Origin of the sequence: Achromobacter ruhlandii, assembly GCF_902859695.1 — a bacterium.
Taxonomy (GTDB): domain Bacteria; phylum Pseudomonadota; class Gammaproteobacteria; order Burkholderiales; family Burkholderiaceae_B; genus Achromobacter; species Achromobacter ruhlandii.
Window position 1 is genome coordinate 94,872 of the sequence record NZ_CADIJL010000005.1, and the last position, 26,971, is coordinate 121,842.

25 protein-coding genes and 3 pseudogenes are annotated in these 26,971 nt (G+C 64.3%); 12 read left to right on the plus strand and 16 right to left on the minus strand.

Annotation, left to right across the window (positions count from 1 at the left end; all coding sequences use genetic code 11):
- Positions 1 to 228 precede the first annotated feature (228 nt).
- The 15 genes and pseudogenes from HV742_RS08735 to HV742_RS08805 form a co-directional block, all read right to left on the minus strand.
- Entirely contained in the window at positions 229 to 1,380 is a 1,152-nt protein-coding gene (locus tag HV742_RS08735) for a S1C family serine protease (RefSeq protein WP_004265443.1), read from the minus strand.
- Between the two features lie 24 nt (positions 1,381 to 1,404).
- Positions 1,405 to 2,370, minus strand: a complete 966-nt coding sequence (locus HV742_RS08740; protein ID WP_016451627.1) for a zinc metalloprotease HtpX — start codon at positions 2,368 to 2,370, stop codon at positions 1,405 to 1,407.
- The gene (gene psiE-GI, locus HV742_RS08745) at positions 2,348 to 2,845 is read right to left on the minus strand and encodes a heat resistance protein PsiE-GI (RefSeq protein WP_031329106.1); all 498 of its coding nucleotides are present in this window, start codon (positions 2,843 to 2,845) and stop codon (positions 2,348 to 2,350) included. Before psiE-GI ends, HV742_RS08740 begins: the two co-directional genes overlap by 23 nt.
- Entirely contained in the window at positions 2,842 to 4,557 is a 1,716-nt protein-coding gene (gene kefB-GI, locus HV742_RS08750) for a heat resistance system K+/H+ antiporter KefB-GI (RefSeq protein ID WP_059889426.1), read from the minus strand. The genes psiE-GI and kefB-GI overlap by 4 nt, the downstream gene beginning before the upstream one ends.
- A gap of 3 nt (positions 4,558 to 4,560) precedes the next feature.
- A complete protein-coding gene (trx-GI, locus tag HV742_RS08755; protein ID WP_012761376.1) occupies positions 4,561 to 5,001 on the minus strand; it encodes a heat resistance system thioredoxin Trx-GI in 441 nt (146 codons plus the stop codon).
- On the minus strand, positions 4,991 to 6,136 hold the full coding sequence (locus HV742_RS08760; RefSeq protein WP_059889429.1) for a hypothetical protein: 1,146 nt from the start codon (positions 6,134 to 6,136) through the stop codon (positions 4,991 to 4,993). The genes trx-GI and HV742_RS08760 overlap by 11 nt, the downstream gene beginning before the upstream one ends.
- 79 nt (positions 6,137 to 6,215) lie before the next feature.
- Positions 6,216 to 6,827 (minus strand): heat resistance membrane protein HdeD-GI, encoded by a 612-nt coding sequence (gene hdeD-GI / locus HV742_RS08765; RefSeq protein ID WP_003285392.1) that lies wholly within the window; start codon positions 6,825 to 6,827, stop codon positions 6,216 to 6,218.
- Between the two features lie 96 nt (positions 6,828 to 6,923).
- Positions 6,924 to 7,811 (minus strand): heat resistance protein YfdX2, encoded by an 888-nt coding sequence (yfdX2, locus tag HV742_RS08770; RefSeq protein WP_059889432.1) that lies wholly within the window; start codon positions 7,809 to 7,811, stop codon positions 6,924 to 6,926.
- A gap of 102 nt (positions 7,812 to 7,913) precedes the next feature.
- Positions 7,914 to 8,828, minus strand: coding sequence for a heat resistance protein YfdX1 (yfdX1, locus tag HV742_RS08775; RefSeq protein WP_059889434.1), 915 nt, complete (start codon positions 8,826 to 8,828; stop codon positions 7,914 to 7,916).
- Between the two features lie 22 nt (positions 8,829 to 8,850).
- Positions 8,851 to 9,310 (minus strand): annotated as a pseudogene (hsp20-GI, locus tag HV742_RS08780) (small heat shock protein sHSP20-GI).
- Between the two features lie 78 nt (positions 9,311 to 9,388).
- Entirely contained in the window at positions 9,389 to 11,218 is a 1,830-nt protein-coding gene (ftsH, locus tag HV742_RS08785; protein WP_175144846.1) for an ATP-dependent zinc metalloprotease FtsH, read from the minus strand.
- Positions 11,219 to 11,245: 27 nt separating this feature from the next.
- Positions 11,246 to 12,676 carry a cardiolipin synthase gene (cls, locus tag HV742_RS08790; RefSeq protein ID WP_059889439.1) on the minus strand — a complete coding sequence of 477 codons (1,431 nt, stop codon included), beginning with the start codon at positions 12,674 to 12,676 and terminating at the stop codon, positions 11,246 to 11,248.
- 16 nt (positions 12,677 to 12,692) lie between these two features.
- Positions 12,693 to 15,542 carry a heat shock survival AAA family ATPase ClpK gene (gene clpK / locus HV742_RS08795; protein WP_175144847.1) on the minus strand — a complete coding sequence of 950 codons (2,850 nt, stop codon included), beginning with the start codon at positions 15,540 to 15,542 and terminating at the stop codon, positions 12,693 to 12,695.
- 93 nt (positions 15,543 to 15,635) lie between these two features.
- Complete coding sequence (locus HV742_RS08800; protein ID WP_059889443.1) at positions 15,636 to 16,205, minus strand: Hsp20/alpha crystallin family protein; 570 nt, start codon at positions 16,203 to 16,205, stop codon at positions 15,636 to 15,638.
- Between the two features lie 35 nt (positions 16,206 to 16,240).
- Complete coding sequence (locus tag HV742_RS08805) at positions 16,241 to 16,522, minus strand: helix-turn-helix domain-containing protein (protein ID WP_059889445.1); 282 nt, start codon at positions 16,520 to 16,522, stop codon at positions 16,241 to 16,243.
- A 274-nt stretch (positions 16,523 to 16,796) separates the two neighbouring features.
- Here HV742_RS08805 and HV742_RS08810 point away from each other — a divergent pair.
- Positions 16,797 to 17,110 (plus strand): annotated as a pseudogene (locus HV742_RS08810) (IS110 family transposase); the annotation flags it as partial.
- A 91-nt stretch (positions 17,111 to 17,201) separates the two neighbouring features.
- Here the strand turns inward: HV742_RS08810 and HV742_RS08815 are convergent.
- Positions 17,202 to 17,631: pseudogene (locus tag HV742_RS08815) on the minus strand (transposase domain-containing protein); the annotation flags it as partial.
- A gap of 139 nt (positions 17,632 to 17,770) precedes the next feature.
- Between HV742_RS08815 and HV742_RS08820 the strand changes: the two are divergent.
- The 11 genes from HV742_RS08820 to HV742_RS08870 all read left to right on the plus strand — a co-directional run bounded on the left by HV742_RS08820 (position 17,771) and on the right by HV742_RS08870 (position 26,969).
- Entirely contained in the window at positions 17,771 to 18,679 is a 909-nt protein-coding gene (locus HV742_RS08820) for a LysR family transcriptional regulator (protein WP_012761385.1), read from the plus strand.
- Between the two features lie 539 nt (positions 18,680 to 19,218).
- Entirely contained in the window at positions 19,219 to 19,977 is a 759-nt protein-coding gene (locus tag HV742_RS08825) for a hypothetical protein (RefSeq protein WP_003454930.1), read from the plus strand.
- Between the two features lie 141 nt (positions 19,978 to 20,118).
- Positions 20,119 to 20,337 (plus strand): AlpA family transcriptional regulator, encoded by a 219-nt coding sequence (locus HV742_RS08830; protein WP_003454927.1) that lies wholly within the window; start codon positions 20,119 to 20,121, stop codon positions 20,335 to 20,337.
- Positions 20,338 to 20,377: 40 nt separating this feature from the next.
- Positions 20,378 to 21,244: a ParA family protein gene (locus tag HV742_RS08835; protein WP_003454923.1), complete on the plus strand. Its 867-nt coding sequence runs from the start codon at positions 20,378 to 20,380 to the stop codon at positions 21,242 to 21,244.
- Entirely contained in the window at positions 21,228 to 21,485 is a 258-nt protein-coding gene (locus HV742_RS08840) for a hypothetical protein (protein ID WP_003454921.1), read from the plus strand. The genes HV742_RS08835 and HV742_RS08840 overlap by 17 nt, the downstream gene beginning before the upstream one ends.
- Positions 21,478 to 23,139, plus strand: a complete 1,662-nt coding sequence (locus HV742_RS08845) for a ParB family protein (RefSeq protein WP_175144849.1) — start codon at positions 21,478 to 21,480, stop codon at positions 23,137 to 23,139. The genes HV742_RS08840 and HV742_RS08845 overlap by 8 nt, the downstream gene beginning before the upstream one ends.
- Positions 23,140 to 23,151: 12 nt before the next feature.
- Positions 23,152 to 23,712 carry a DUF2857 domain-containing protein gene (locus tag HV742_RS08850; protein ID WP_003454899.1) on the plus strand — a complete coding sequence of 187 codons (561 nt, stop codon included), beginning with the start codon at positions 23,152 to 23,154 and terminating at the stop codon, positions 23,710 to 23,712.
- A gap of 3 nt (positions 23,713 to 23,715) precedes the next feature.
- On the plus strand, positions 23,716 to 24,966 hold the full coding sequence (locus HV742_RS08855) for an STY4528 family pathogenicity island replication protein (protein ID WP_059889447.1): 1,251 nt from the start codon (positions 23,716 to 23,718) through the stop codon (positions 24,964 to 24,966).
- Between the two features lie 229 nt (positions 24,967 to 25,195).
- Positions 25,196 to 25,975: a PFL_4669 family integrating conjugative element protein gene (locus HV742_RS08860; RefSeq protein WP_059889449.1), complete on the plus strand. Its 780-nt coding sequence runs from the start codon at positions 25,196 to 25,198 to the stop codon at positions 25,973 to 25,975.
- Positions 25,972 to 26,523: a DUF3158 family protein gene (locus tag HV742_RS08865; RefSeq protein WP_003454894.1), complete on the plus strand. Its 552-nt coding sequence runs from the start codon at positions 25,972 to 25,974 to the stop codon at positions 26,521 to 26,523. The genes HV742_RS08860 and HV742_RS08865 overlap by 4 nt, the downstream gene beginning before the upstream one ends.
- Positions 26,520 to 26,969, plus strand: coding sequence for a single-stranded DNA-binding protein (locus HV742_RS08870; RefSeq protein ID WP_003454893.1), 450 nt, complete (start codon positions 26,520 to 26,522; stop codon positions 26,967 to 26,969). The genes HV742_RS08865 and HV742_RS08870 overlap by 4 nt, the downstream gene beginning before the upstream one ends.
- The last annotated feature ends 2 nt before the right edge of the window (positions 26,970 to 26,971 follow it).

Sequence of the window (26,971 nt, forward strand, 5' to 3'; positions counted from 1 at the left end):
GCCTCCTGTTTGCCTCGTTCCTGGCCTGCGTCCACCTCATGCGGATTGCGCCTCGCTTTCTCCTTCGATGATTGGCAAGAGGTTCCGGCGTTGCATGCTTGCCTATTCGGATAGGCAGATCGCATCCGAAAATTACGGAGGTTGAGGCGGAACGCTACCTGGCCGAAGACCTGAGAACCTCAATCGCCGCGACGCTGCACTACCGCCTGATCCACAGGTTCAGTTCAATCAATTCCCGGGTTGCAGCTCCACACGCACCTCGCGCGATTTGCCGGCCCGCTCCACTGACAAGACCACCACATCGCCGACCTTCCTGTCGTCTAGCCGCGCGAGCAGCTTGGCCACATCGTCCGTCGCCTGGCCATCAACATCGATGATGCGGTCGCCCGGCACGATGCCTTGCGGCGTGACTTCGACACCCGCGAGGCCGGCCTTGTGCGCTGCCGAACCAGGGGTAACACGCAACACGAACACGCCCTTGCTTCCAGTCAGCGCCAGCAGGCGCTGATTGAGCTGTTCGTCCACCTCAATGCCCAGCGCCGGACGGATGTACTTACCGGTCTTGATGAGTTGCGGGACTACGCGCATGACGGTGTCCACCGGCACGGCGAAACCAATCCCGGCCGAGGCGCCGGAGGGGCTATAGATCGCCGTGTTGATGCCGATGAGCCTTCCTGCCGAATCGAGCAGCGGCCCACCGGAGTTGCCAGGGTTGATGGCGGCGTCGGTCTGGATCAGGTGATCGATGGCCGGGCCGCCCGCTTCTCCGGGTAACGAGCGGTCGAGCGCGGAGACGATGCCGGTGGTGAGCGTCCAGTCCAGGCCGAAGGGGTTGCCGATAGCGAACACCTTCTGACCCACCTTGAGGTCGGCACTGGTGCCGACCGGCACGGCCGGCGGGCGCTTGAAACCGACGCCGATCTTGAGCACAGCGATGTCGTGCGCGGGGCTCGTCCCCACCAGTGCGGCCTGGTAGTCGCGGCCGTCGGCCAGTTTGACGGTGGCTTCGGACGCGCCCTGGATGACGTGGAAGTTAGTGACGACGTGGCCGGCGTCGTCCCAGATGAAGCCCGAGCCAGTGCCGCGCGGCACGGAGAAGACGTTGCGCGTCCAGACATCGCGTACCAATTGTGCGGTAGTGATGTAGACCACCGAGGCGCGCGATTTCTCGAACAGTTCGATGGTGGCTTTCTCGTCCGCCGCCAGATCGCCACGCGCCGTCACAGTGCGTTCTGCCGCCTCGCGCGGACTGAACCAGGCCTCGATGGCGGGCAGGAACTGCCACAGCAGCATGAGCGCGGCAATACAGGCGGTGATGAAGAGCCAGCGCCGGACGAAGTGGTCCGGCGCGGGACGTTGGTACGGGTCGGGGTAGGCCATGAGAAGTCTCCTGTTGATAGGCAATCAGCGCCACAGCCCGCTCGGGCGCCAGCGCGGTGGGCGCGGCGTCAAAGCGGATTCCGGCAAGAAATGGGGCGCGTGGAGTGGCAACGCTGATGCTGGCCCAGGCGCCAACGTCAGTAGGCGTGAGATGCGTTCTTGCGTGGCCGGATGCGTGCGCAACCAGGAGGGTTCGGGATTGCCCCATCCCGGCCACAACCAGGCGCGCCAGGAGCGGCTGACCCGCTCGATTTTCGCCAGCGCGGACGCAAGCCCCTGCGGGTCGCCAGTCAGTTCCGCAGCGAGGCGGTCAGCGTCGAACTCACGCACGCGAGACAAGCCGAGCTGTGCGAGCAGGGCCAGCTGGGGCGATGCGGCCAATAACAATAAACCAGGCCAATAGACCTCCGCCGCGCCAACCAGCAGCGCGGGCAGGCTCAGCAGGATCGCGATCTGTCCCATAAGGGCCAGTAGGCTCGTGAAGCGACTGACGGAATCCGCCAGCCCCATGACGCGCAGATCCTCACTGGCGATGTGCGCGATCTCGTGCGCGAGCACACCCGCCAGCTCGCGTGGGCTCAGGCGGCGCAGCAGGCCATCGGTGAGGGCGATCGATGCCTCCTGCTTCGATCCGGTGGCGAAGGCGTTGACGACGGCACTGGGCACGTAGTGCGGCACCGGCGTTGCGGGCAAACCGGCACGGACGGACAGCTCGTGCAACAGGGCCCAAATTTCCGGGGCTTCGTGTGGGTGCAGCGCCCGGGCGCGGTATAGGCGCAAGGTCAAGGCGGATGCGGCTGCCGGTTCCAGCAGCAGCGTGCCTGCAACGGCAAACAGCGCGAGCCACAGGTCGCTTTCCCCGAACAGCAGGCTTCCTGCGGCGGCTGCGATCCCGACCAGGGTCAGGACCAACAGCCCGGTCTGCAGGCGGTTGAGCCAGCGGTGTTGCAACAACGCCGCGCGCGGGTCACTGGGATGATGACGGGTCATGCTCAGATGTCTCGGCGGCGCGGTCGTCGCGCTCGCGCAGCAGCCAGTAAGTGGCACCAAGCGCCAGCGTGGCGCCTGCAAGCGCGGCGATCTTGCCAGGGCTCGCCTCGGGGTCGAGGATCACGAACTTGCGCGCCAGCGCGATCAGGCCGATGAGGATCACGGTCTTGACCTGGATGATGCTGTCCCGACGCAGCGCCACGCGCACGATGGAATGCTTGAACTCCATCGCGATCAAGAGCGTCATGATCATGCCGAACACACTCTGGAATACCTTGTGATCCAGGGGATTGAAGGCATCGAGAACCAGCAGCGTGAAGACGATGGAGATGAGCTGGAACAGCGACACCACGATGATGACGGCAATCACCGCCGACAGCACGAGCGCGACGACCTGCTCGAAGCGCTCGTAAAAACTCATGATGGCCAATTGGTCGCGCAAGACCTGAAATGGGTTAAGGCGTGTTGATTTCATGACGATGAACTCCCTGGAAAACGGCTGCTGTCGAGACGGCGGCGCATTGCGCTGATGTGTCCTTCAATCAGCTCGGTCGACATGCCAAGCGTCGACATCACCTGTTCCGCCAGCCCAATAGCTGCGGCAAAGGATTGCTGGTACACGCGCACGTTGGGCATGGCGCGAAATGCATCGGCCGCGGTCGTACTTCTGCATGACACCCACAAGGTCAGCGCCGGACGGCGCTCGGCAATCGCCTGGGCGATGCGCAACGCTTGCTGGGCATGGGCGAACGTCAGCACCACCATGTGCGCATGCGTCAAGCCGGCAGCCAGCAAGGTATCGGGCCGACTGGCATCGCCATGGAACACCGGCGCGCCGGCGGCACGCGCGGCCTCGACCTTCTGCGCGTCCGCCTCCAGCAGCAGATGCGCCACGCCGGCGTGGCGAAGAATCTCGCTGACTGTCAGGCCAAGCTCGCCCGCGCCGCAAACGATGACATGGTCTCGATATCGCGCCGTCTGCGCGGCGATCTCGACTTCTTCAGCCTGGGGTGGCTGAATGACGCCGCCGGTGCGGCTCAAGAACCGGGCAAGTACATCGTGATGGCGGATCAGTAGCGGTGCCAGGGCCATGCTGAGCACCAGCGCAACTAGCATGGGTTGTACGACGGTCGCGGGGATCAGATGCTGCTGCAAGACCATGCCCAACAACAGCAGGGCGAACTCGCCGCCATGCCCCAACGCTATGCCCGTGCGCCAGGCATCGAGGGCGGACAAGCGCGTCGCCCGCAAGGCCAGGGTGTTGAGCCCGATCTTGACCGGTACCAGCACTGCCAGCCACGCCAACACCGTCAGCGGTGCCGAAAGAATCTGTGCTCCGTCCAGCTGCAGGCCGACAGTCACGAAGAACACCCCCGACAACACATCGCGAAACGGTTTGAGGTGGTTTTCCATGTGGTGCCGGACGTCGCTCTCGCCCAGCACCATCCCGGCCAGAAACGCGCCCAGGGCGGCGGATACGCCGACGGCGTGCGCAGCGGCGGCCGCGGCCACGACCACACACAAGGAGGCGAGCATGAACGCTTCCTCATGACCTTGGCGAGCCACCCAGCCCAGCAGGCCATGCAACAGACAGCGCGAAGCAACCGCCGCTGCTGCGAACAACACCAGCACGCCCAACACTTCGAGCAGCATGCTCTCGACCTTCGGCGACTCGCCGCGCGCCCAGATCGCCAGCAAGGCCAACAGGGGCACGCTGGCCAGATCCTGAAAGACCAGCACGGCGATGGCGCTGCGGCCATGGCGTGTGGTGAGTTCACCCTGGTCGGCCAACTGCCGGCTGACCAGCGCCGTGGAAGACATGGCCGCCGCAGCGCCGAGCAGCGCAGCGCTCTGAGCTGGCTGCCCCAACCCCATCAGCATCAGGGTCAGAGGTGCGGCCACAACGACCATCTGCAAACTGCCAGCCACCAGTACGGTCTTGCGAGTGAGCCAAAAGTGCCCGAGGGAGAATTCCAGTCCGACCATGAACAGCAGTAGCGCCACTCCCAGCTCGGACAGAAAATCAAGCGCTTCTCCCGGCGCGACTACACTGCTGACCGAAGGGCCCAGCAAGGCGCCGACGGCGAGGTAACCCAGCAAGGCGGGTACTCTGAACGCCGCCGTCGCCACCGCCGCGAGGCTGCATGCCGCCAGCAGGATCAGGGTGGCGCCGAACAAGTCCTGCATCGGTCAGCGCCCCACCTGTGCAGATGCCCAGCGCACGATGTCCTGCGCGCCCAAGGCGCCGGCCTGACGCCCGATCTCCCGCCCACCCTGGAACAGGGCGAGCGTCGGAATGCTGCGGATGCCGAACTGCGCGGCCAGGTGGGGTTCTGCCTCGGTATTGACCTTGGCCAGCCTGACCCTGGGTTCGAGCTGGCGCGCCGCTTGCTGGAACTGCGGGGCCATCATCTTGCACGGCCCGCACCAAGGTGCCCAGAAATCGACCAACAGTGGCAGGTCGCTGCGCTCCACGTGGCGCGAGAACGTCGCCGTGGTCAACTCGATGGGTTCGCCCGTGAACAAGGGCTGCTGGCAGCGGCCGCAGTTGGGATGTTCCGATAGCTTCGCAGTCGGTACGCGGTTGATGGACTGGCAATGCGGACAGACGAGGTGAAGATCATTCTTCATGGTTCGCCTCCTTGGACCACAGTGAGGCTGCCGCGCTTCGGGTCACAGACAATGCCGACCAATCAACGCCTTGGAGCCAATCGTTCCCGTCTATGCTTACTCCGGCCTCTTCCAAATGAGCAGCGATGAACGCTTCGGCCTGCATCAGCCACCTTTGGACAGTATCTTCCTGACTAGGAATCAGCAGGATTTCAGAGACGCTGCTGGCATCCAGCCCGTCCACACGGATAAGCAGAAAAATGCGCCGCCACAAACGCGGCATGTCCTTCAGCAGGTCGAATGCAAAAGCGAACTCGCTCGACCGATCAACTAGCTCCTCCTGTTCCGCGATCGTTGCGGCATCGGGATGCTGACTGTCAGCGATGATATCGGCCAGCCTGAGTGTGTCATCGGGCTGATAAAATTCGAAGACTTCCTCTTCCACCATGGCCTCGGCGACGTCCTGGGCATCCGCTTCGACCGGCGCGTCCAGAGAAACGAATTCGCCAAATTGCCGGCTGTTTGCCACTTCGTGATCCAGGACGGCGAACAGATGCTTCAGAAGACCGAAGTAAGCCGCTTTTTCTTCCGGCACGGATTGCCATTCCACCTCAGCTTGGACAATCGCTTCATCCACCACGTCGCGCAGCGTCGGATAATCGCGCGGTAAATCGCCGACGGCACGCAGATAAGCCAGCTCACGCCTTGCGACAGCCTCAAGTTTCGACAGTAGAGGCATTCGGGTCACTTTGGCCTCATGGGCGGCTGACGCGGGTTTTGCGGCAATTCGCACCTTGAGCTCGCGCAAGCGCTCGCGTCGTGCTTTGCGCTTGATTTGGTCCTGAGCATGCAGCCGGTCAAAATGCTTCTTGGCCTGACGGAACAACGACTGTGCGAGCATCTGCGCGAGGGGCGTCAGCTCGTCATGTGATGCAGTAACGCTGACAATCTTTTTGCCGGGCAGGTGCATATAGCCACTGGCCAGAAATTGCCGCTTGGTCTTGTCGCGATCAAGGACGATTTGAAGTCGCACTGAATCTTTAGTGTGTTTGTCGAGCAATGGCTTGAGGGCGTGCTCGATCACATTTCCCAAAGCTCTCTGCCATGGTTCATGAAACTCTTTGTCGATAGCTCGATAGCTATATTGCATCTGCATATATGACTCCTTTGATGTCATTTCTATGGAGGCACGAACCGAAAATGCTCATATCCATAGAATTTAGTTTGACCCGCTCTTATCCCTGGCGCGTTTTGCGAAGACGCCAACTCAAGAACAAAAGCGTGACACCATAGACTGCCGCATAGAAGCCCAACAGCCAGCCTGCGGCCAGGAATGACTCGACCGGACGGGAAAAAAATATCCACAAGACGATAGCGCCAAGGACAATCGAGAGCAGTCCACTGAAGGCAAGCCAGATTTCACCCTTGATTTCTTGACGCAGCCGAACGGCGGCGGATATCTCCAGCACACCGGTGAAAATCGCCCAGAACCCCACGCTAGCCCATAAAAAAGAAGCCATGACCATCGTGGCGACCCAAGGAGCAACCAGGACGACGACGCCGGTAAGTATGCCGACAATGCCGCTGAACAGCAGCCAGCCCCAGCGCTCTTTTTTCTGGATATGGCGCACCGCTGCAACCAAGTTGAAAGCGCCATTGACCAAGGAAAATGCGCCGAACACTAAGGTCATGGCCAACAGAGCCGATTGTGGCATCCAGAACGCAAGGGCTGCGAAAATCAATGCCAAGACACCGCGCAACGCAAAAATCCACCAATTTTCGGTCAATGAACACAGTGTTTTGGTGGGCTCATCCGCACTGGAATCGGTGATGGTATCTGTATTCATGCTATATCTCCTAAAGATCTAATGGGGTGAAAAAGCAAACACTCCTGAGCCAAGAGAGGGGCGCGACGCGCCCCTCTTACGCCCTATCCAGCGGTTTCAGAACAACTTGGACAGCTTTGCCTTGATTTCATCGAGCCAGCCTTTTCCGCCGCCTCCCCCAGCCGTCTTTTGCTTGACTTTCTTGAGTTCGGCATACAGGGGCTCAAAGTCCTTCTTCTTTCCATAGCCCAGCAGTTCTGCCATTTCCAACTGCTGCCGCGCTTCGTTCAATAATGTCTCCAGGCGCTCATTGGACGCTTCGCTCCGCTGACCATCTTCTACCAAGGTCTCGGCGCGCTTCAGGAGCAGCCTGGCGCGCAGGGCGGGCAGCGGATGCACGCTGCGCGTCTCGACCAGCGTGCTGAGCGCTGCCTGCAGCGCGGCTTTGGCTTCTTCAATCTTGCCCTGATCGATCAGCGGCACGACTGACTTCACGGCTGCGGGATAGGACGCCAGAGGGATGTTGGTGACCGCGATCACGATTTCACTGGCCAGCAAAGCCAGCACGTGACGTGCCTGTTGCACCTCGCCATGTTTGAGGGCATCCAGCGCCTCGTCGGTCATCGCCTCAATGGTTTCCGTGTTGGCGAACAAGTCGTGCACGATGGTGCGCACATCAACGGGGGCCAGGGCAAGCGTGGGTTCGCGCGCGACGATCAGCTCCAGCTTTCCCGTCACTTCGGCCAGCGTTGCCAATGCGCGTGCAGCGTCCTTGCCGTCAAGTGCGGCCAGCGCTGATTTGGTCAGCGCCAAGGCCGAGACGGCCTCATCGAGGACTTGTTTACGTTTGTCTGCCGCCTGCGAGTCCGTTTCCTTCTGAACCTCAGGCTGTACCTCCGTGACGACTTCAGGCTTGGCCTGTGGACTGACAGGAAGGCTGCTTACCGCGGCCTGTTCGTTTATTTCTTTGTTCGTCGCATTGGGATTCGATGTTTGCTCATTCATGATGATATGCCTCGTATGAGTTAGTGAAAATAGGCGAATCTATTGGGGCTGACTGCGAACATCGCGAGACTGACCGACCGAACAGTCGGCCCCTTCATCACCTCAAAACAGCTTTTGGAGGCGCGTCTTCAACTCGTCGAACCATCCCTTGCCGCTTTTGCCACCAGCCGACTTTTGCTCAATGGACTTCACCTGATCGAAGATGGGTTTGAAATCCGCCTTCTTGCCATAACCCAGGATCTGCGCCATTTCGATCTCCGTGCGCACGGACGACAGCAAGGTGCTGAGCTCCTCGTTCTGCTTGGCATCGCGCTTGTCGGTCTCGGCCAGCTTTTCAGCTTTTGCCATCGCGGCTTCAGCCCGTAGCACGGGCAGAGGAAAGGCGACCGAGGTCACCACCAGCGTGTTCAGTGCGCGGGCGAGTTCCGCCTTGGCGTCGTCGATCTTGCCGCTGTCGATGAGCCGTGCGGCCGACTTGATCGCTGCCGGGTACGTTGCCATCGGCAGGTTGTCGGTTTCGATCACGATTTCGCTGGCCAGATTGGCGACGATGGGCCGGGCCTTTTGCACCTCGCCATCACCCAACAACTCCCGAGACAACTTGACCGCTTTCTTCACCGTTTCCACGTTGGCGTGGATATCGCGGGTGATGACGCGTACATGGACCGGCGCCAAAGCAAGTTTGGCGTCGCGTGCCAATACCAGTTCCAGCTTTCCGCTGGCCAGTTCCAGCGCAGCGAGCGCCTCCTTGGTCTTCTTTGCATCAAGAAGTGTCAAAGCCTCCTGGGTCTTGGTGAGCGCCGTGATGGCGTCCTGAGTGAGCTCAGCACGCTTTTTTTCGGCTTCCCGGGCGGCCTTGTCATCTACCTGTGGCTGCGCCGCCTTGGAAGCGGCAGAGGGGGCTGCAGCACCTGGGCTAGAACCTGCCGCCGATTGGGCCTGGGCTGGTCCGCTCAGTCCGACGACGACCGCCAGGGCAAGTGCGGAGAAGGTTGATTGGGGCTGTTTGATATTCATGATATTGGGCTCCTAAGTAAAGTTAGTTGACTGAGATTTCAATCTGTTTCGGTTTGGCTTGCTCGGCCTTGACAAGCCGCACTTCCAGTGCGCCGTCTTTCATCGAAGCCGTCACCTTGGTCGGATCAATGTTGTCAGGCAAGACAAAGCTGCGCACAAAGCGGCCATAAGCACGTTCGATGCGGTGGAACTTCTTGCCCTGCTCCTCTTTTTCCAGTTTGCGCTCGCCGCTGATGGTGAGCACGCCGTTTTCCGCGCTGACGCGCACGGCATCCTTGGGGACCTCCGGCAGATCCAGCTTGAGGAGGAATACGTTCTCATCCTCGCTGATGTCCACCATTGGTTCCCAGTCCGCCGTGGTCATGGCTTCGTTGCCAGTACGGGCGCCCTGTCGCTGGGGGGGGCCGTCCCAACATCGTCGCCAGGCGGTTTTGCAATTCATCCAGTTCCCGGAAGGGGTCCCACGGAGTCAATGCAGACATATCGGTTCTCCTTGAACAATGCCGGCGAATTGGATGACGCAACGAACAGAGCCGCCGGCTCACTCTGAATAGCGCCTACTACTTTTGGTTTCCATCAAGAACAAGTCCTTGGGTCAATTGAAGGATGTCGTTCTCGTCGAGCGTTTCCCGCGCCAGCGGTTCGCGCGCACAACGCTCCAGCACCGCGCGGTTGGTGTCGAGGATCCGGTAGGCGCGCTCGAACACGCCCATCACGATGTCGCGGATGGCCTGATCGATGCGCGCCTGGGTCGATTCGGCCACCCGGCAGCCGCCGTGGGCCAGCTCGGGGACGTCGAGAAAACGCGGCCGCTGCGCCTCAAACGCGATGTAGCCGAGCCCCTCGTCCATGCCAAAGCGGGTGATCATGTCGCGCGCGATGTCGGTGGCTCGCGCCAGATCGTCTGCGGCACCGGTCGACAGTTCGCCAAACACCAACTTCTCTGCGGCGCGCCCGCCCAACAGTACGGCGATCTTGTGCTCCAGATCGGCGCGCGTCATCAGGAACCGGTCCTCGGTGGGGCGTTGCAGCGTGTAGCCCAGTACGCCGATGCCGCGCGGAATGATCGATATCTTGTGTACCGGGTCTGTGCCTGGTAGCGCCAGCGCCACCAAGGCATGGCCCATCTCGTGATAGGCCACCGTCTCGCGCTCCTTCGGGTTGAGGACACGGTTGCGCTTCTCCAAGCCGGCGACGATGCGTTCGATCGCTGCAGTGAAGTCCTGCAGCTCGACCGCACGGGCTTTGCGCCGGGTGGCAGCCAGCGCCGCTTCGTTAACCAGGTTGGCTAGGTCGGCACCAGAAAAGCCCGTGGTCAGTGCGGCTACCTGTTCGAGGTCTACATCCTGGGCCAGCGTCACCTTCTTGACATGAACCTTCAGGATGTCCAGCCGTCCCTTCTTGTCGGGCCGGTCCACCAGCACCTGACGGTCGAAGCGACCGGCGCGCAGCAGCGCCTGGTCGAGGATTTCGGGGCGGTTGGTGGCGGCGAGGATGATCAGCCCGACCGAGCTGTCGAAGCCGTCCATCTCCGTGAGCAGCTGGTTGAGGGTCTGCTCGCGCTCGTCGTGGCCGCCGATGGGGCCGCCGACGCCGCGCGCGCGGCCCAGCGCATCGAGCTCGTCGATGAAGATGATGGCCGGCGCCTGCCCGCGGGCCTGCTCGAACAGGTCGCGCACGCGCGCTGCACCCACGCCGACGAACATCTCGACGAACTCCGAGCCTGAGATGGAAAAGAACGGTACCCCGGCCTCGCCCGCCACGGCCTTGGCCAGCAGGGTCTTGCCCGTGCCGGGCGGGCCAACCAGCAACACACCTTTCGGGATGCGCGCCCCGAGCCGTCCATACTCCTGCGGATTCTTGAGGAAATCGACGATCTCAACCAACTCCGCCTTGGCTTCATCGACGCCAGCGACATCGGCAAAGGTCACGCCAGTGTTCTTCTCCATGAATACCTTGGCACGGCTCTTGCCGATGCTCAGGAAGCCGCCCATGCCCTGCTTCTCGGCGAAGCGGCGGAACAGGAAGAACCAGACGCCGAAGAAGGCCACCGCCGGCAGAATCCAGGAGAGCACATCACGTAGCCAGGTGCTTTCCACCACCCGCGCGTAAGGCACGTCGTACTTGGACAGCCGCTCGGCCAGGTCGGGTTCGACGCGAGTGGCCACGATGGTGGTCTTGCCCCGGCTGTCCGGCGATTTCAGGCGCCCGGTGACCGTGCGGTCCGACACCAGCACTTCGGCGACGCGCCCCTCGGCCAGCGCCTTCTCGAATTCGCTGTAGGGCACGGGCTCGACGGTCTTGGCCGCCTGCCAGTAGTTCTGCAGCGTCAGCAGCAACAGGCCGGCGACGATCCAGTAGCCAATGTTCCATTGATCTTTCTTTTCCATGGGCAATGTTCCTCGCAAGTCGTGTCGCTAGAGAATGGGGGTGAACAGACGGGCCACCCCGTCGCGCAAGCGGATGGCCAGCGGGCGGGCGCGCAACGCCATGGCCGATATCTCGTTCGATGCATCACGGGCGGCATCAAAAAGGGATTCCAGCCGCGTAGACAACGCGGTGTCGTACACCTCCACATTGAACTCGAAGTTGAGGCGCAGGCTGCGCGCATCCCAATTGGCCGAACCCAGGCAGCACCACGCTCCGTCTATCAGCATCAGCTTGCTGTGGTCGAACGGGCCCGGCCGTTCGAAGATGCGTACACCGTGCTCCAGCACCTGCCAGTAGAGGGCGCGCGCGGCCCATTGCACCGTGGGATGGTCGCCGTTTGCGGGCGTCAGCACCTCGACGCGCACGCCGCGCAACGCGGCCGTGCTCAGCGCCGCGATCATCGGCTGATCGGGCACGAAATACGGTGTCCAGATGCGCACCGAATGCTTCGCGGCGCTCAAAGCGCCCATGAAGGTCCAGCGCATCCGGTCCAGGGCCTCATCGGGACCGGCCTCGATGCCGCGCGCCCAACTGGTTCCCGGCTCATCAGCCGTTACGGGCGGTTCGCCCCAGTAACCCTTGCTGAGCCGCTCGCCCGTGGTATCGCACCAATCGTCGGTGAAGCACCGCATCAGATGCGCAACCACCGGCCCGCGCAGACGAAAGTGCAAATCGTGACAGGCCTGGCCCGGCGCATCGGGCCGCCAATACGGGCTGAAGATGTTCATGCCGCCGGTGAAACCCGTCTCGCCATCGATCACCAGCAGCTTGCGGTGATTGCGCAGATGCGCGGCATGCAGGCGCGCGGGAATCAATGTCGGGTTGAACGTCGCCGCCGGAACGCCGGCGCGCTGCAAGGCGCGGTAGGCGCTGCGGGGCGTCCAGCGGGCATACACGTCGTCGATCAGCACCCGCACTTGCACGCCGCGCTCATGAGCCCGGCGCAGCGCATCGACGAACTGCGCCCCAATGCCTTGGCTGTCGAAGATGTACGAGGCCAAGGCGACGCTGTACCGCGCCGATTCGATGGCGGCGAGCATGGCCGGGTAGGCCTGCTCGCCATCGACAAGCGGCTCGATGCGGTTGCCGCCGGTCAGCGACTGGCCGGTGGCGCGTCCCACCAGGTGGGCCAGACCGGCAAGTGGCGGCGATACAGCCCCGGGCATCGTGGGCGAGAGGTCTTGCCGAACAGCAGGATCTGCCCCCGGAAACAGCCGCCGCGCCCGCCGCTCGTAACGGTTGATGCCGAACAGCCCATACAGCAGCGAACCGCCCAGCGGCAACAGCGCGATCAGCAGCACCCACAGCGTGGCCGATCGAGGGTCACGCTTGTAGATGACCGCGTGCCCCGCTGTGGGGATAGCGACCGCCAGCGACACGAGGGTGGCTGCCCATGTCAGCCCGTTGGGGTCGGACACGACAGCCTCCCATCGCTCAAGATTCGCCGCCCGCTGACTTCTTCTTGCGCGCAGGCTTGCTCTCGTCGCTAGGCGGCGTCTCGGCCGCGTTCGCGGCATCGGGCTTCTCAGGCTCGGCCGGCTTCGCGGGTGGCTCCTGGCGCTCGAAGACCACCCGTTCGGCCTTGTCGTCCCAGCGGGCGCTGGCGTGATCGCCCTTGCCGATACTGCCACCCAGCATCTCGCGCGCCAGTGTCGTCTCCAGCTCGCTGCGGATCAGCCGCTTGAGCTCGCGCGCGCCGAACTCGGGTTTGTAGCCTTCCTCCGCGAAGTGGTCGATCAAGGTCTGATCGAAGGTCAGCGTCACGCCCTGGCTGGCGGCGTTGCGGGCCACACGATCGAGCTGCAGGCCGACGATATGGCGGATCTCCTCCTTGCCCAGCGCATGGAAGACGATGATCTCGTCGATGCGGTTGAGGAACTCGGGGCGGAAGTGTCCGCGCAGCACGTCCATCACCTCGGACTTGGTCTTCTCGTATTCCTCGCCGGCGGCGCCACGGGCCTTCAGCCGACGCTGGATGATGTCCGAGCCCAAGTTCGAGGTGGCGATGATGATGGTATTGGTGAAATCCACCACCCGGCCCTTGCCATCGGTGAGCCGCCCGTCGTCGAACACCTGCAGCAGGATATTGTAGACGTCGGGGTGAGCCTTCTCGATCTCGTCCAGCAGCAACACGCTGTAGGGCTTGCGACGCACCTTCTCGGTCAGCTGGCCGCCCTCGTCATAGCCGACATAACCCGGAGGCGCGCCCACCAGGCGTGCCACGGTATGGCGTTCACCGTACTCGGACATGTCGATGCGCAGCAGCGCACCTTCATCGCCATAGATGGACTCGGCCAGCGCCTTGGCGAGTTCGGTCTTGCCCACACCCGTCGGCCCGAGGAACAGGAAGGTGGCCACTGGCTTGCCGCCTTCGCGCAGGCCCGCGCGCGACAACCGCACGGCATCGGCCACCGCGCGCACAGCTTCGTCCTGGCCCACCAGGCGCTCGTGCAGCCGCTGCTCCAGATGCAGCAGCTTCTCGCGTTCTTCCACCGTCAGCTCGTTGACCGGAATGCCGGTCAGGCGCGAGACGATCTGCGCGACATGCTCGGCCTTGACTTCGGCGCTGCCCGAGGCGCGCTCGCGTTCCCATTCCTCGACAAGCTTCTTGAGTTCGGCCTCTTTGGCCTCGATGTGCTTGCCCAGCTCGGCGGCCTTGTCGTATTGCTTGCGCGAGGCCATGTAGTCCTGCTCACGCCGCAACTGGTGCAGTTCGGACTCCAGCTCCTGCACCGCCACCGGGCGGGCCGTGGCCGACAGCTTCACGCGTGCGGCAGCCTGGTCGAGCAGGTCGATGGCCTTGTCCGGCAAAAAGCGCGCGGTGATGTAGCGGTCCGACAACTCGGCGGCGGCGATGATCGCATCCTCGGTGATGCTGACCTTGTGGTGCGCCTCGAAGGTGTCGCGCAGGCCGCGCAGGATCATCATGGTCTGCGCTATCGTCGGCTCGGGCACCATCACCGGCTGGAAGCGACGCTCCAGCGCGGCGTCCTTCTCGATGTACTTCTGATACTCGTTGAGCGTGGTGGCGCCGATCAGGTTCAGTTCGCCGCGCGCCATCATCGGCTTGAACACGTTGGCCACGTCCAGCCCGCCTTCGCCGCCACCCTGGCCTGCACCGACGATGGTGTGCACCTCGTCGATGAAGAGAATCAGCTCGCCCTGGTGCTCGGTCACTTCCTTGAGCACCTTCTGCACGCGCTCCTCGAACTCGCCGCGGTACTTGGCGCCTGCCACCATGGCGTTGATGTTGAGTTCGACCAGACGCTTGTCGCGCAGCGTCTCGGGCACTTCGCCGGCGACCATGCGCTGCGCCAGCCCTTCGACGATGGCGGTCTTGCCGACGCCGGGCTCGCCGATCAGCACCGGGTTGTTCTTCTTGCGCCGGGCCAGCACTTCGATGGTCGTCTCGATCTCCTGCGCGCGGCCGATGACCGGATCGAGCTTGCCCTCGCGCGCCATCTTGGTGAGGTCGCGCGAATACTTGTCGAGTTCCGGCGTGTTGGTCGGCGTCTCGGCGCGGCCATCCTCGGCCCCTTTGCCGACCACCTTGCTTACCTGCTGGCGCAGCGCTTGCGGCGTGAGGCCGTAACGGCGCAGCAGGTTGGCCGCCAAACCTTCGCCTTCCTCGGCGAGCCCGATCAGGAAATGCTCCGGCCCGACATAAGAGTGGCCGAGTTCGTTGGAGGCCACGAAAGCACGGCTGAGCGCGTCCTTGACCCGGGGCGACACGCCGATCTCGCCCTCGAACGGCTTATCGCCGCGCTTGGCTTCGGATTCGATCTGGCGCTTGAGGTCATCGACCTTGATCTTGAACTGCCCCAGGATGGTCTTGACCACGTCGCTGTCGGATAGCGCCAGCAGCAGGTGTTCGGTATCGACTTCGGCGCGCCCGAACTCTGCAGCGTGTCGGGCGGCCTCCTGCAATAGGGCCTCGGACTGTTCGCTGATACGGCTGGCGAGCCCACTGCCGCGACGGCGCGCGGTGCCCGTACCGGCCGGGGCGGGTTCGCCGAACGAGGCATCGACGACCTCGTCGGTATCGGCCGCCATGGACGGTGCGTCGTCACCGATGCGGAAGAAGTCGCTGCCAAGGAAGTCTTCGAACAGCCCGCTGCGCGAGCCGAACAAGGCTTCCAGCGGTGAGACGGTGCGCTTTTGCTGGCGCACCAGTTGGCGATAGTGATCGTCACACAACAGCATGGTGCTGTGGCGACCATTGAGATTGGCTTCCACCCGCACCGTGGCGGGCTGGCCGCAGACTTGGCATTGTTTTCTGGCCATGCTGATGCTCCTGTAAAGATTGATCTGACGAGGCACCGCCGATCACGGTGCCTCATCTCTTTGTGGTTTTTGAGAAAAGCGAGCCGACCAGCGTCAGCCGTTGATCGGGATCGAGCGGCCCTGCTTGGGCGCACTGGCCTCGCGCTTTTCCATCGTGATCGTGAGCACGCCGTTCTTGAAAGCGGCCTTGATCGTGTTCTGGTTGGCATCGGCCGGCAGGTTCAGAGCGCGCTGAAAGCTGCCGTAGGAGCGCTCCACCCGGTGGAAACCACCGTCTTTGGTTTCCTGCTCCTGGCGCTTTTCACCGCGCACCAGCAACACATCGTTATCGAGCGTGATCTGAATGTCCTTTTCCTCGACGCCGGGAACCTCCAAAGAAATCTTGTACTGCTTGTCTGTTTCCTGGATGTCCAGCGCCGGCTTCAGCATGCCCGGCCAGTCCGCCGGCCAGCGCGGCAAGGCCAGCGCCGGGAAACCGAAGCCCCGGAACGCATCATCGAACAGGCGATCGATTTCGCGATGCAATTGCAGGATGGGGCTGACCGGCCCGCCTGCCGCCGGCAGGTCATTGCGCTGCACCGGCAGTGAGGCGGTGCTCTGTTGTTCTTCCTGCTCCTTTTTGAACCAGTTCCAGGGAGCCAATTTCTTGAAATCAATGTCCATGTCACACCTCCAGCAGAAAAATTGAAGAATCTCGCTCACTCCGTTTGCCTGCGGCTATGGATAGCGCGCCCAGGCAACACGGGATGTTTCGCTGACTTCGGCTGCTCATCTGTACGTATCACCTCCTTCTTTCTGCCTGCTTGGGTCTGATCATTGATCCATCGATCGATTTCACTTTGACGAAACCGCCACGTCCCGCCGACCTTGAAGGCCGGAATCTCCCCGTGCGAGGCGAGCCGGTAAAGCGTCCGCTTGCCGACTTTCAAGTAGGCAGCCAACTCGTCGAGTGTGAAGATCGCCTGCTGGCGCGCTGTCATACCACCCCCACTAGTTCCGTCGTCACGCGGCCTCGCTCGAGGAAGTTCTTGCAAGACTTTGCTGAATGTTGCACCTAACATGCAGAAAGTCAACAGCCAACATCCAGCGATCTGCTGGCCGATTGATGTGAATTAATCGTAAGCAGCGAGGAAACAAATGTTGGCTGCCGCCGCGATGGTGCTCCCCAAGTCGTCAATCTGTAGCCATGTGAAGGGGAAGTCCATGAACGAGATTGCGCGAGTCGGGGTGGATCTGGCTAAGCGGGTTATCTAGGTGCATGCGGTGGATGCGCGCGTGGTGGTTGCCAAGGCGCTGGCCGCTGACAAGTTTGCGGCCCGGTGCGCGCAGTTGCCTCCCGGCTGCCTGGTGGCCCTGGAGGCCTGCGGCGGTGCGCATCACTGGGCACGCAAGCTGCGCGGCTATGGGCTGGATGCGCGGCTGATCGCAGGCCACTTCGTCACGCCCTACCGCATGGCCGGCAAGGGACGCAAGAACGATTCGGCCGATGGGCAACCCGCCCGCACATGCGCTTCGTGCCGGTGAAGACGCCGGCGCAGACGCTGCTGACCACCCATCAGCTGCGCAAACCTCCCGATTCACTCACGCAGCCGATTCCTGCTTGCCTAGGGACGACCATGTAAGCCGCAGATGGTCGGAGTCCTTTGCGACCAGCACCTACGTGAGCAGCCCGGAGGTGGGGATGCCCTTGGCGATGATCTCCGCCGGGACTGGCGCCTGGGTCAGCGTTCGGCACCTGTGCGCAGGTCCACTTGCCGCGGATGTGGCACTCTACCGTGAATACGCCCGGTGTGTTGTCCAGCTTCTCGCTGATGCGCTTGAGCGCACAGCCGCACGCGCAGCGAGTGTTCTCGGGCTCGTGGTGGCAGTCCACGCGCGGCAGGTCCGCCGGCAAGGCGGTGCGCTTAGGCATCGCGCCAGGCGTAGCCGGCGGCTTCTTCTTGCCCAGCAGTTCCTGGAGCTGCGCCTCAGCCGCGGCAAGGTCGGCGTCCAGAGCCTCGTCGAACAGCGCGCGTTGTTCGGCATCGAGCTGCTCGCTCTTCTTGCCGAACTTCAGGCGTCGCAGCTGGGCGATCTCGAACGAGAGCTTCGCCGTAGGCGCTGACATGGGCGAAAAGCATCCGAGCATCACCCCCCAGGATGGCTCTCATCTCGATACAGAGGTGAATCCTCCGCACTATTCGGCTCCCTACGATGATATGGACTGATCACATCGGTAGGGAGAAAGCATGAACTTACGCCATCTTCGCTGCTTCATCGCCGTAGCCGAGGAACTGCACTTCGGCCGGGCTGCTCGACGGCTGCACATCGAACAGTCTCCACTGTCGCGCACGATCCGCCAGATGGAGGCGGATTTAGGGGTGCCGCTGCTCAACCGCTTGCCACGCAGTGTTCGTCTCACACCGGCGGGACAGGTCTTCCTCGAAGAAGCCCGGCGCGTACTGCTGGCCTTCGAGCAAGCGCAGACCAAGGCACGCGCCGCAGCGAACCAGCGGAACACGCTGCGCATCGCACTATCTGGTGACATGGGGCAGGCCCGCTTGTCGGCGTTGCTTGCGCTTTGCCGCGAGGAGGCACCACAGGTCGGCATTCGGATATTTGAAACGCCACTGGCGCAGTTGGTGACCGGACTGCGCAACGACTTGTATGACGCAGGTTTTGCATTGGCTGGTGAAATGGACGCCGGCATCGTCGCCATGCCGGTGTGGCGAGACCCGCTGGTGGTGGCTTTGCCCGCCAGGCATCCGCTGCTGGCTTTCAAGGAAGTGCCGCTGGAGGAAGTGGCGAGCTATCCGCTGGTGCTGTGCGATCCCCAGGTATGCGAAGGTTGCAGCCGGCAGCGCGAACGGCTGCTCCGCACGGTGGATGCGCAGCCGACGGTAGCCGAGTACGTCAAGACCCATTCCCTGATGCTGGCCCTCGTGGCCGCCGGCTACGGCGTGGGCTTTTCGAGCGCGGCGCATCTGGCGGGTTGCCATCAGGCCGATGTCGTCGTGCGGCCGCTGGCCGACGAGACCGCTTCGCTGACGACCTATCTACTGCGACCCGAAGGCGAAATCATGGAGCCGCTGCGGCAGTTCATCGACCGCGTGGAGCGTGTCGGACGCCCGCAAGGCACCGATCAACGCCCGATGTGACGCGGGGATTTTGGACGGTACGATTCCCTTTCGGTCTGGACCTTGACCCGCATTGCATCGGCGGCCGACCTTTTGCGTCACGGGCATGGATGGCGAATCGGGCCTATCCACCCGGCATCAAGCAAGGCACCTTCAAGCTGTCGAGGTCACAGCAGTGACGCAGAACGCATGAGCCCTTGCTGGATGCAAACCGGCTCAGCCGGAAGTCGCATTGGCGCTTTACCCCGCCCGTATTCCTACGAAAACTTTGCCCTGGTTTTCCGGTAAAGCGCGGCATCCCTTCCTGATCGAACTTGGATGCGCGGCTTTTCAGACCGTTGCGCCGGTAACAAGATTTTTCGCAGGTGCATTATGGTTGAGGTGTAGCGGGCACCGCAAGGAGGTTTGCCCCCTGCGTAACGCTCGGCGACATCGCCGCACCCAACGTCCACCACGATGCCGACCGGCTCGCGCTTTATCGGGTTCTTTGGGCAATCGCTGCGCCCATGTGGGCCGCGCGCGCTTGCCATGTGTCGATCCGACGATGGGAAGAGCGCGTTATGCCGAAATCGAGCAGCCACGCCTTTGGCGCAAAGACGTACTACCGACCGATCGAGGCGGCCGTCCGCTGGTGCGGTCTCCTGCGCTTCGAGCAGCGTATTCTGGAAGCGCTGGAGCAGCGTGCCATGCCGGAGCCCGGCGAATTCCCGCGCTGGCCGCTGCTGCGCCTGTATGCCGAGCGCATCTTCGACGCGCTGACGCATGGCGAATTGCCCGGTGGCAAGGCCGGCATCGTGCTGGACTCGCAGCGGCCGGCGCTCGACGACCCCGAGTTGACCGTGCGCCACGTGGACTTGAAAGCGTGGATGTCGCAGTTCTACCCCGGCGATCGGCCGGGGTTTTTGTTTGACGGCATCGAACGCGCGGTGCATCCGGCGGTGAGCGTGGACACGCTCAACATTCTGCTGGCCGATCGCGAAGCAGCGAAGTCGCAACTTGCCGAACTTGCCCTGGTGCATGAAACGCTGCGCACCGCGCACGAAGCACTGGCGAAGGAACATGCCACGCGCGCGGCCAACGACGAACAGGCGCGCGAGCCTGGCCTGCGCAGCGAGACGACTTACCTCAACATCATCGGCGGACTGCTGACGCTGCTGCTGGGCAATTCGCCGTCAGGCGCGGCCTATTCGTCGTTCCGCAGCATGGATGCCGTGGTCAGCGCGCTGATCGCACACCATGAGGGGCGGCCGGGTCTCAGCGAGCGGACGCTGTGGAGCAAGCTCGCGCAGGCGCGGCGCCACCTGGAGGCGTCGCGCTGACGACGCGGCCAGCATGATGCCGATGCGGCGCACTGCAATTGCAGTCGCTGCTTCTGCAATTGCAGTGATTTCGGCGACCGCGGTGTATTGAATACGAGGCACTTTCCGAACAGCGCCAGTGAGCGTCAAGGAGTGTCTCTCATGTCTTCGCAGACCACCGCGCCGGCAGTGCCGGCCGAGCACCGCATCCTGCGTCGCGCCGAAGTCGAGGCCAAAACCGGCTTCAAGCGCGCGCACATCTACAGCCTGATGAAAGAAGGCAAGTTCCCCAAGGCGCTGCGCTTGGGCGTGCGCGCCGTGGGCTGGGACTCGGCGGAGGTCGAGCAGTGGATCGCCGATCGCCTCGATGAGCGCGCCTGACGCTTTTCCTCGGTACATGCCATTCAACCGGGAGAGGCCCATGCAGGTGGTGTCCATCATTTCGACCAAGGGCGGCGTCGGCAAGACCACGACGGCGGCCAACCTGGGCGGCTTCGCAGCCGACACCGGGCTGCGCGTGCTGCTGCTGGACCTGGACGTGCAGCCCACGCTGTCGAGCTACTTCACGCTGGCCGAGCGCGCGCCGGCCGGCATCTACGAGATGCTGGCCTACAACGAGCAGCGCGCCGAGCAACTGGTGTCGCGCACCGCGATCGAGCGGCTTGACCTGGTGCTCTCGAACGACGACCGCGGCGAGCTGAACACGCTGCTGCTGCACGCGCCCGATGGCAGATTGCGGCTGCGCCACCTGCTGCCCACGCTGGCGCCGCACTACGACCTGCTGCTGATCGACACCCAGGGCGCGCGCAGCGTGCTGCTGGAGATGGCGGTGCTGGCCTCGAACTTGGCGCTTTCGCCGGTGACGCCGGAAATCCTCGCGGCGCGCGAGCTGCGGCGCGGCACGCTGCAACTCATCGAGGACATCGCGCCGTACCGCCACCTCGGCATCGAGCCGCCGCCGCTGCACCTGCTCATCAACCGCGTGCATCCGGTGTCGTCGAATGCGCGGCTGATCCAGCAGGCGCTGCGTCAGGTATTCCAGGAGCAGCCTGGCGTGCGCGTGCTGGACACCGACGTGCCGGCGATTGAAGCCTATCAGCGCGCCGCGACGCGCGGACTGCCGGTGCATCGGGTGGAATACCGCCAGCCGGCGGGCCGCACGGCACCTGCCGCATTGGAGACCATGCGCGCGCTGGCCGGCGAGCTGTTCCCGGCGTGGCAGGAGCGCTTTGCGCTCGTCACCGGCCGAGGCGACGCGGGAGGGGCCGGCCATGGCCAGCGCACATGACCTGGCCCGCGGCCACAAGCGGCTGCGAGGGCTGATCGAGTTCGCCCTGGGAGAAGGTTGGAAGGTGGTGCGCACCCGCGGCGGGCACCTGCTGTTCACGAAGCAAGGCTGCGCGCCGATCTACACCAGCTCGACGGCGAGCGACCACCGCGCCGAGCGCAACGCCCGTGCGCAGCTTCGCCGCGCCGACCGACAGGCGGCCCAGGGTGTTGCAGCATCTCAGGAGAATGGCCGTGGCTGACCTGACGCCGCAGGACATGGCCGCCAATCTGCTGGCCTCGGGCTTCGAGCGCAACGGCCCTTCGGTCGCGGCCCTGAGCGACCCCATCGCCGACACGCCGATGGTGGTGACGCTGGACCAGTTGCGCCACTACGACCACGACCCGCGCGTGACGCGCAACCCGGCCTACGAGGACATCAAGGCCTCGATCCGCGAACGCGGGCTCGATGCGCCGCCCGCGATCACGCGCCGGCCCGGCGAACCGCACTACATCATCCGCAACGGCGGCAACACGCGCCTGGCGATCCTGCGCGAGCTGTGGAGCGAGACGAAAGACGAACGGTTCTTCCGCATCCCCTGCCTGTTCCGCCCGTGGCCGCAGCGCGGCGAAGTGGTGATGCTGACCGGGCACCTGGCCGAGAACGAGTTGCGCGGCGGGCTCAGCTTCATCGAGCGGGCCTTGGGCGTGGAGAAGGCGCGCGAGTTCTACGAGCAGGAAATGGGGCGGGACAGCGGCCAGCCGCTGTCGCAGAGCGAGCTGGCGCGGCGGCTTACGGCCGATGGCTTCCCGCTGCCGCAGTCGCACATCAGCCGCATGCAGGACGCCGTGCACTACCTGCTCCCGGCGATCCCCACGCTGCTGTACGGCGGGCTCGGCCGGCATCAGGTGGAACGGCTCGCGGTGCTGCGCAAGGCCTGCGAACGCACCTGGGAGCGGCGTGCCCTGAGGCGCAACCTGTCGATGGACTTCGCTACGCTGTTCCAGGACGTGCTGGCGCAGTTCGACACGCAGCCCGACAACTTCTCACCGCAGCGGGTGCAGGACGAGCTGGTCGGCCAGATGGCCGAGCTGCTGGAAGCGGACTACGACACGCTGAGCCTGGAAATCGACGACAGCGAGAGCCGGCAGCGCGCATTGACCAGCGATCCTGCGCCGCTGCAGGCGGCAAGACCTGCGGTGCCGGCCGGGCCACCGCGACCACCGTCACCGCCTTCGCTGCCGCCCGGCCCCTCGGTGCAGTCGTCGGAGCCTGGCCCTGGCCAGGCTGCGCAGGCCGGTTCCACGCCGGCCGCCAGCGACAAGGGCATGCAGCAGGATGACGAACGCCTGCAGGGTCACATCGTGTCCCCGGCCCCGACCACCGAACGCCTGCAATCCATCCAGCGCATGGTGGCCGATCAGATGGGCGACAAGCTGCCCGACTTCGAGGCCGACGCGCTGCGCGCGATCCCTGTGCAGGCGGGCGGGCTCTACCCCATCTCGGATGTCTGGTACATCGAGCCCGGCCTGGATGTGCCGGATCGGCTGCGGGTGCACATCGCGCAGTTCGCGCGCGAGATCGCCGAGGAAGCCGACGTGGCCGGGCAGGTCGAACCCAGCGAAGGCGGCATGGGCTTCGTCTGCGTGGCGCCCCCGGCGGTGCGCGCATTGCCTCCGTTCGCGTGTGCGGTGCTGACCTTGCTGCATGCGCTGTGCGCCGCGCCCCGACCCGCCCCCGGCTTCGATGGCGCCCGGCTGGCCGACGACCTGGCGGCCTTGCTGCATGGCGGCGGCGCATATCCGCGCCTGAGCGATGCCGGGCTGGTAAAGCTGTTCCGGCTGCTGCGCATGGCGCGCCGGCTGCTGGATCTGGAGACCGGCGCGGCCTCCAGCAACCCCCGCCACGGCGCCTGAGCAGAGGCCATCATGTCGGCACCGCATCCGCTCAACCAGGCCGTCATCGCACAGGCGCTGCACGACCTGCGCAATGGGCAACTGCGGCGCTGCAAGGCGATGGGCTTCGGCGAGGAGGAGCTGGACGCGCTCAAGCACCCCGAACTCGTGAGCATGCTGGTGAACGCCACGGTGTCGTGGTGTTCGGTGTCGGTGAACCGCGATGTGCTGAAGCGGCTGCTGAGCCAAGTGCACGACGTGGAGCGAGAGATCGCGACGGTCGACCGCATGCTGCGCCTGGGCGCCAGCACGGAGATGGTCAGCCGCTTCTACGGGCTTACGCACCAGGAGGTGGCCCTGCGCCGCGACATCCTCGGCCTGCCCAAGCGCAAGGGGCGGCATCCGGTGCTGGACGAGGCGCAGGACACGGCGCTGTGGAAGCAGTGGAAGGCCGGCGTCATGGAGCGCGGCATCGCGCTGGACGATGAGGTGGCGATGCTGACGCTGACCATGGACCTGGCCGAGACCTTGAACCTGCCGATGTCGGTGATCTGGTCGGCGATACGCAACTGGATCGACCAGGGGCTGGTGTAGGCCATGGCGACCGGCGGCGCACCCCGGCGCGATGGCCCCGTGGCGCTGTCGGCACTGTTCGACGACGCGCTGCGGGAACTGGTGCCACGGGCACCACCGACACCGCCAGCCCCGCGCGGCGCTGCTGCTGCATCGCCGGCCGCGCCGGTCAGCGACGGCTTCCTCTACAGCGGCAACCGGCACGAGAGCGTGCCGCGTGCGCTGTTCCTCGACCGGCGCCTGACGCCGCTGGAGCGCAACGCCTGGCAGGTGCTCCGCCTGCAGCTCCAGAGCGACGGCGTGACGGCGTTCCCGACCTACGACCAGCTTCGCCCCTACCTCGCCTCGATGCCCTGCGCGGCGCAGGCCTCGCACGAGACCGTGGCGCGCGCCTTGACGCTGCTGCGGCTGACGCGCTGGCTGAGCCTGGTGCGACGGCGCCGCGACCCGAAGACCGGGCGCATCCTGAGCAACCTCTACATGCTGCACGACGAACCGCTGACACCCTTCGAGGCGATGCAGCTCGACCCCGACTACCTCGGCCTGGTCGGCCAGGCGCTGACCCATGCGGCGAAGGCGGTGCAGATCGTCGGCATGAACACCCTGCGCGAGATCGCCGAAGACCCGATGCTCAACGGCCGCACGCTGCCCACGCGGCTGCAGGTGCTGGCACAGCGCATGGCGCGCAACGAATGGGCGGACGCGAGTTATCCACAAGCGCCTGTGGATCACGAATCCGAAGAAGGCCAGGACGGCCTGCTTCGGAATCTCGAAGGCCCGTCTTCGGAATCCGAAGCAGGGCTGAAATCCGCGCCAGACGGCTCACTTCGGAATCCGAAGGAGGACCGTACTGTACGTATGGATCGTATAAATCAAGTACGTACAGTACCGCGCGCGAAGTCGTTGCAGCACCTGCGCCTGCCCGAGCGCCTGCTGCGCTTGAAGGACGAGCAGCAAAGCGGCGCGATGGTGGCCTTGCAGCAGGTGGACGAGTCGCTGCGGCAGGCGGTGTTGGACGAATGGGATGCGCGCTGCCGCAACAGCGCGGTACGCAACCCGGCCGGCTATCTGTTCGGCATCATCCAGAAGGCGATCCGCGGCGAGTTCAAGGCCTGGGCCGGCGAAGGCGGTTCGCCATCGACGCCGCCTGCGCCGCCGCCACGGCCAGCCGCACCGGCACCGTCTGCACCGCCACCGCCCGCGCCGAACGGCCCTGGCCGCGAGGCAGCGCGGGCCTACCTGGCGAAACTGCGTTCAACCCTGGGCGATTCCTGAGCAGCTATCCCCAGGGGATAGCTGGGACACGAAGCCTTCCAGGCATCGGCTTCGGTTCTGTCATGCGTCGCACGGTCGCAGCCCGGCGCGGACCTATCCCCTGGGGATAGACGGAACACGCGACCTTCCGGGGCGACAACCGGGAGCGCACCCGCTGCGGTTTGTTGACTGACGCCCTTCCGGGCGATGCCGATGCTGGCGGCTCGTTCCCGTACCGCGAGTCGTCACCATGGCCAATGAATCCCAGCCGCCCCTGCAGTTGAATCTCGGATCGCTGCGCAGCGCGATGTCGCTGACGCTGCACACCCACCACGCTTCACGCATCTGGCATGGCCGAGCGCCTGCCGAGGGCCGGCCCGGGATCATCGGCCTGAACGGATACATCAGCGTGATGAACAAGATGAAGCGCGGCGCCGAGCAGGACGATCCCTACTCGGATTTCTGGATGCTGCGCATCGAGGACAAGCTGACGCAGACCAAGGACAGCTTGCAGGCGCTGCGTGAGCACGTGGACCAGGCGCTGGCCGACGTGCCGCCCGCGCTGTCGCTGGGCGAGAACATGAACGTGCAGCCCGTGAAGCTGCCGCTGTTCGTCAATGCGCAGCTCGGCTTCATGGCGGTGTACCTGCTGGCCGACTACGACGACCTGGCCCGCAAGCTGATCCTCGCCCACCACACCGCGCTGATCGACCGCAGCACGCTGGAACGCTGGCTCAACGACGGCGCGCATGCGCTGCGCAGCCTGTTCTCGCTGGCACAGCAGTACCGCTACTCCGGCGCGACGCGCGACGACTTCGCCTCGAAGAACGCGGTGGCGCGGGCGGCGCTGGAGAAGTTCGGCGAGTTGCCGCAGGACGTGCTCGAAGGCACGCGCCGCTCGCGCTTTGCGCCACCGATCGCACGGCGGTCGGGCAAGCCTGGTACAGCCGCGGATGCCGCACCCAGCGCTGGCGCAGCCGACGTGGCGGACGACGACCACGACCATGACGGCGAAGGCACGAAGGCATGACAGCATCGTCTTCCACCGGCCAACCGGCGCGCTTCCTGCCGCTGGAACAGGCGGACTTCCAGCGCCTGGAACACGGCTCCTACCTAAAAGGCCTTTTACAGCCTTTTAAAGGTAAGGGGAGTCTGGAGGCCTGGGCCAACCAGTGCACGGCGCTGCGCGACGACTTAATCGGGCTGGCGCAGCGGCGCGTGCTGCAACAGGCGCGGGCCTACCCCTTCTCGCTGCTCGACGTGCAACTGGCCCAGCAGACCACTGGCGCAGGCACGACCTTCCTGCGCTGGCGCAACCACGACCGTTCTTCCATGGGCGTGGCGCTGTGGGAATCGCTGCTCGACCGCCCGGCGACGCCTGCCTCGCTGATCGACGACCTGTACGCGATGGAGCTGCAGCGCATCGCTTTGAACATGCAGATCAGCCTCCTTCACACGCTGGGCCGCCAGGCCCAGGAGTGCGCCAGCAAGGCCGCGCAGGCCGAAGCGGCTTACCTGCGACGTGTCCACGGGCATGCCGCGTCGGTTCCATCCACCACCCCCAAGGAGTCTCCATGAGCACGCACTTCGTCGGCGAGGGCAACATCGGTTCCGCGCCGGACTATCGCGAATTCCCTAACGGCAACGACGAGCCGCGCCGGCTGCTGCGCCTGAACGTCTACTTCGACAACCCGATCCCAAAGAAGGACGGTGAATTCGAGGACCGCGGCGGCTTCTGGGCGCCGGTGGAGCTGTGGCACCGCGACGCCGACCACTGGAAAGACCTGTACCAGAAGGGCATGCGCGTGCTGGTAGAAGGCCGCACGGTGAAGGACGAGTGGGAGGACGCCGACGACAACGAGCGCACGACCTTCAAGATCGAGGCCCGCCGCATCGGCATTCTGCCGTACCGCATCCAGGCCGTGACCCTCAGCGCCAGGACGCTGGAACCCGAGGCCGCAGTACCGCCGCCGAAGGAGACCAAGGGGACGAAGGCGTCGAAGGAAACCAAGGCCAAGGGCTGATT

Excerpts from the sequence above, each read along its gene's own strand:
- HV742_RS08855 (WP_059889447.1), top strand. The coding sequence starts at position 23,716 with ATGGCGACCGGCGGCGCACCCCGGCGCGATGGCCCCGTGGCGCTGTCG.
- HV742_RS08820 (WP_012761385.1), top strand. The coding sequence starts at position 17,771 with ATGAACTTACGCCATCTTCGCTGCTTCATCGCCGTAGCCGAGGAACTG.
- yfdX2 (WP_059889432.1), bottom strand. The coding sequence starts at position 7,811 with ATGAATGAGCAAACATCGAATCCCAATGCGACGAACAAAGAAATAAAC.
- clpK (WP_175144847.1), bottom strand. The coding sequence starts at position 15,542 with ATGGCCAGAAAACAATGCCAAGTCTGCGGCCAGCCCGCCACGGTGCGG.
- trx-GI (WP_012761376.1), bottom strand. The coding sequence starts at position 5,001 with ATGAAGAATGATCTTCACCTCGTCTGTCCGCATTGCCAGTCCATCAAC.
- HV742_RS08830 (WP_003454927.1), top strand. The coding sequence starts at position 20,119 with ATGTCTTCGCAGACCACCGCGCCGGCAGTGCCGGCCGAGCACCGCATC.
- HV742_RS08800 (WP_059889443.1), bottom strand. The coding sequence starts at position 16,205 with ATGGACATTGATTTCAAGAAATTGGCTCCCTGGAACTGGTTCAAAAAG.
- yfdX1 (WP_059889434.1), bottom strand. The coding sequence starts at position 8,828 with ATGAATATCAAACAGCCCCAATCAACCTTCTCCGCACTTGCCCTGGCG.
- HV742_RS08805 (WP_059889445.1), bottom strand. The coding sequence starts at position 16,522 with ATGACAGCGCGCCAGCAGGCGATCTTCACACTCGACGAGTTGGCTGCC.
- HV742_RS08870 (WP_003454893.1), top strand. The coding sequence starts at position 26,520 with ATGAGCACGCACTTCGTCGGCGAGGGCAACATCGGTTCCGCGCCGGAC.
- hdeD-GI (WP_003285392.1), bottom strand. The coding sequence starts at position 6,827 with ATGAATACAGATACCATCACCGATTCCAGTGCGGATGAGCCCACCAAA.
- HV742_RS08850 (WP_003454899.1), top strand. The coding sequence starts at position 23,152 with ATGTCGGCACCGCATCCGCTCAACCAGGCCGTCATCGCACAGGCGCTG.
- psiE-GI (WP_031329106.1), bottom strand. The coding sequence starts at position 2,845 with ATGAAATCAACACGCCTTAACCCATTTCAGGTCTTGCGCGACCAATTG.
- HV742_RS08865 (WP_003454894.1), top strand. The coding sequence starts at position 25,972 with ATGACAGCATCGTCTTCCACCGGCCAACCGGCGCGCTTCCTGCCGCTG.
- HV742_RS08835 (WP_003454923.1), top strand. The coding sequence starts at position 20,378 with ATGCAGGTGGTGTCCATCATTTCGACCAAGGGCGGCGTCGGCAAGACC.
- HV742_RS08825 (WP_003454930.1), top strand. The coding sequence starts at position 19,219 with ATGCCGAAATCGAGCAGCCACGCCTTTGGCGCAAAGACGTACTACCGA.
- HV742_RS08735 (WP_004265443.1), bottom strand. The coding sequence starts at position 1,380 with ATGGCCTACCCCGACCCGTACCAACGTCCCGCGCCGGACCACTTCGTC.
- HV742_RS08840 (WP_003454921.1), top strand. The coding sequence starts at position 21,228 with ATGGCCAGCGCACATGACCTGGCCCGCGGCCACAAGCGGCTGCGAGGG.
- HV742_RS08760 (WP_059889429.1), bottom strand. The coding sequence starts at position 6,136 with ATGCAGATGCAATATAGCTATCGAGCTATCGACAAAGAGTTTCATGAA.
- HV742_RS08740 (WP_016451627.1), bottom strand. The coding sequence starts at position 2,370 with ATGACCCGTCATCATCCCAGTGACCCGCGCGCGGCGTTGTTGCAACAC.
- kefB-GI (WP_059889426.1), bottom strand. The coding sequence starts at position 4,557 with ATGCAGGACTTGTTCGGCGCCACCCTGATCCTGCTGGCGGCATGCAGC.
- HV742_RS08860 (WP_059889449.1), top strand. The coding sequence starts at position 25,196 with ATGGCCAATGAATCCCAGCCGCCCCTGCAGTTGAATCTCGGATCGCTG.
- ftsH (WP_175144846.1), bottom strand. The coding sequence starts at position 11,218 with ATGGAAAAGAAAGATCAATGGAACATTGGCTACTGGATCGTCGCCGGC.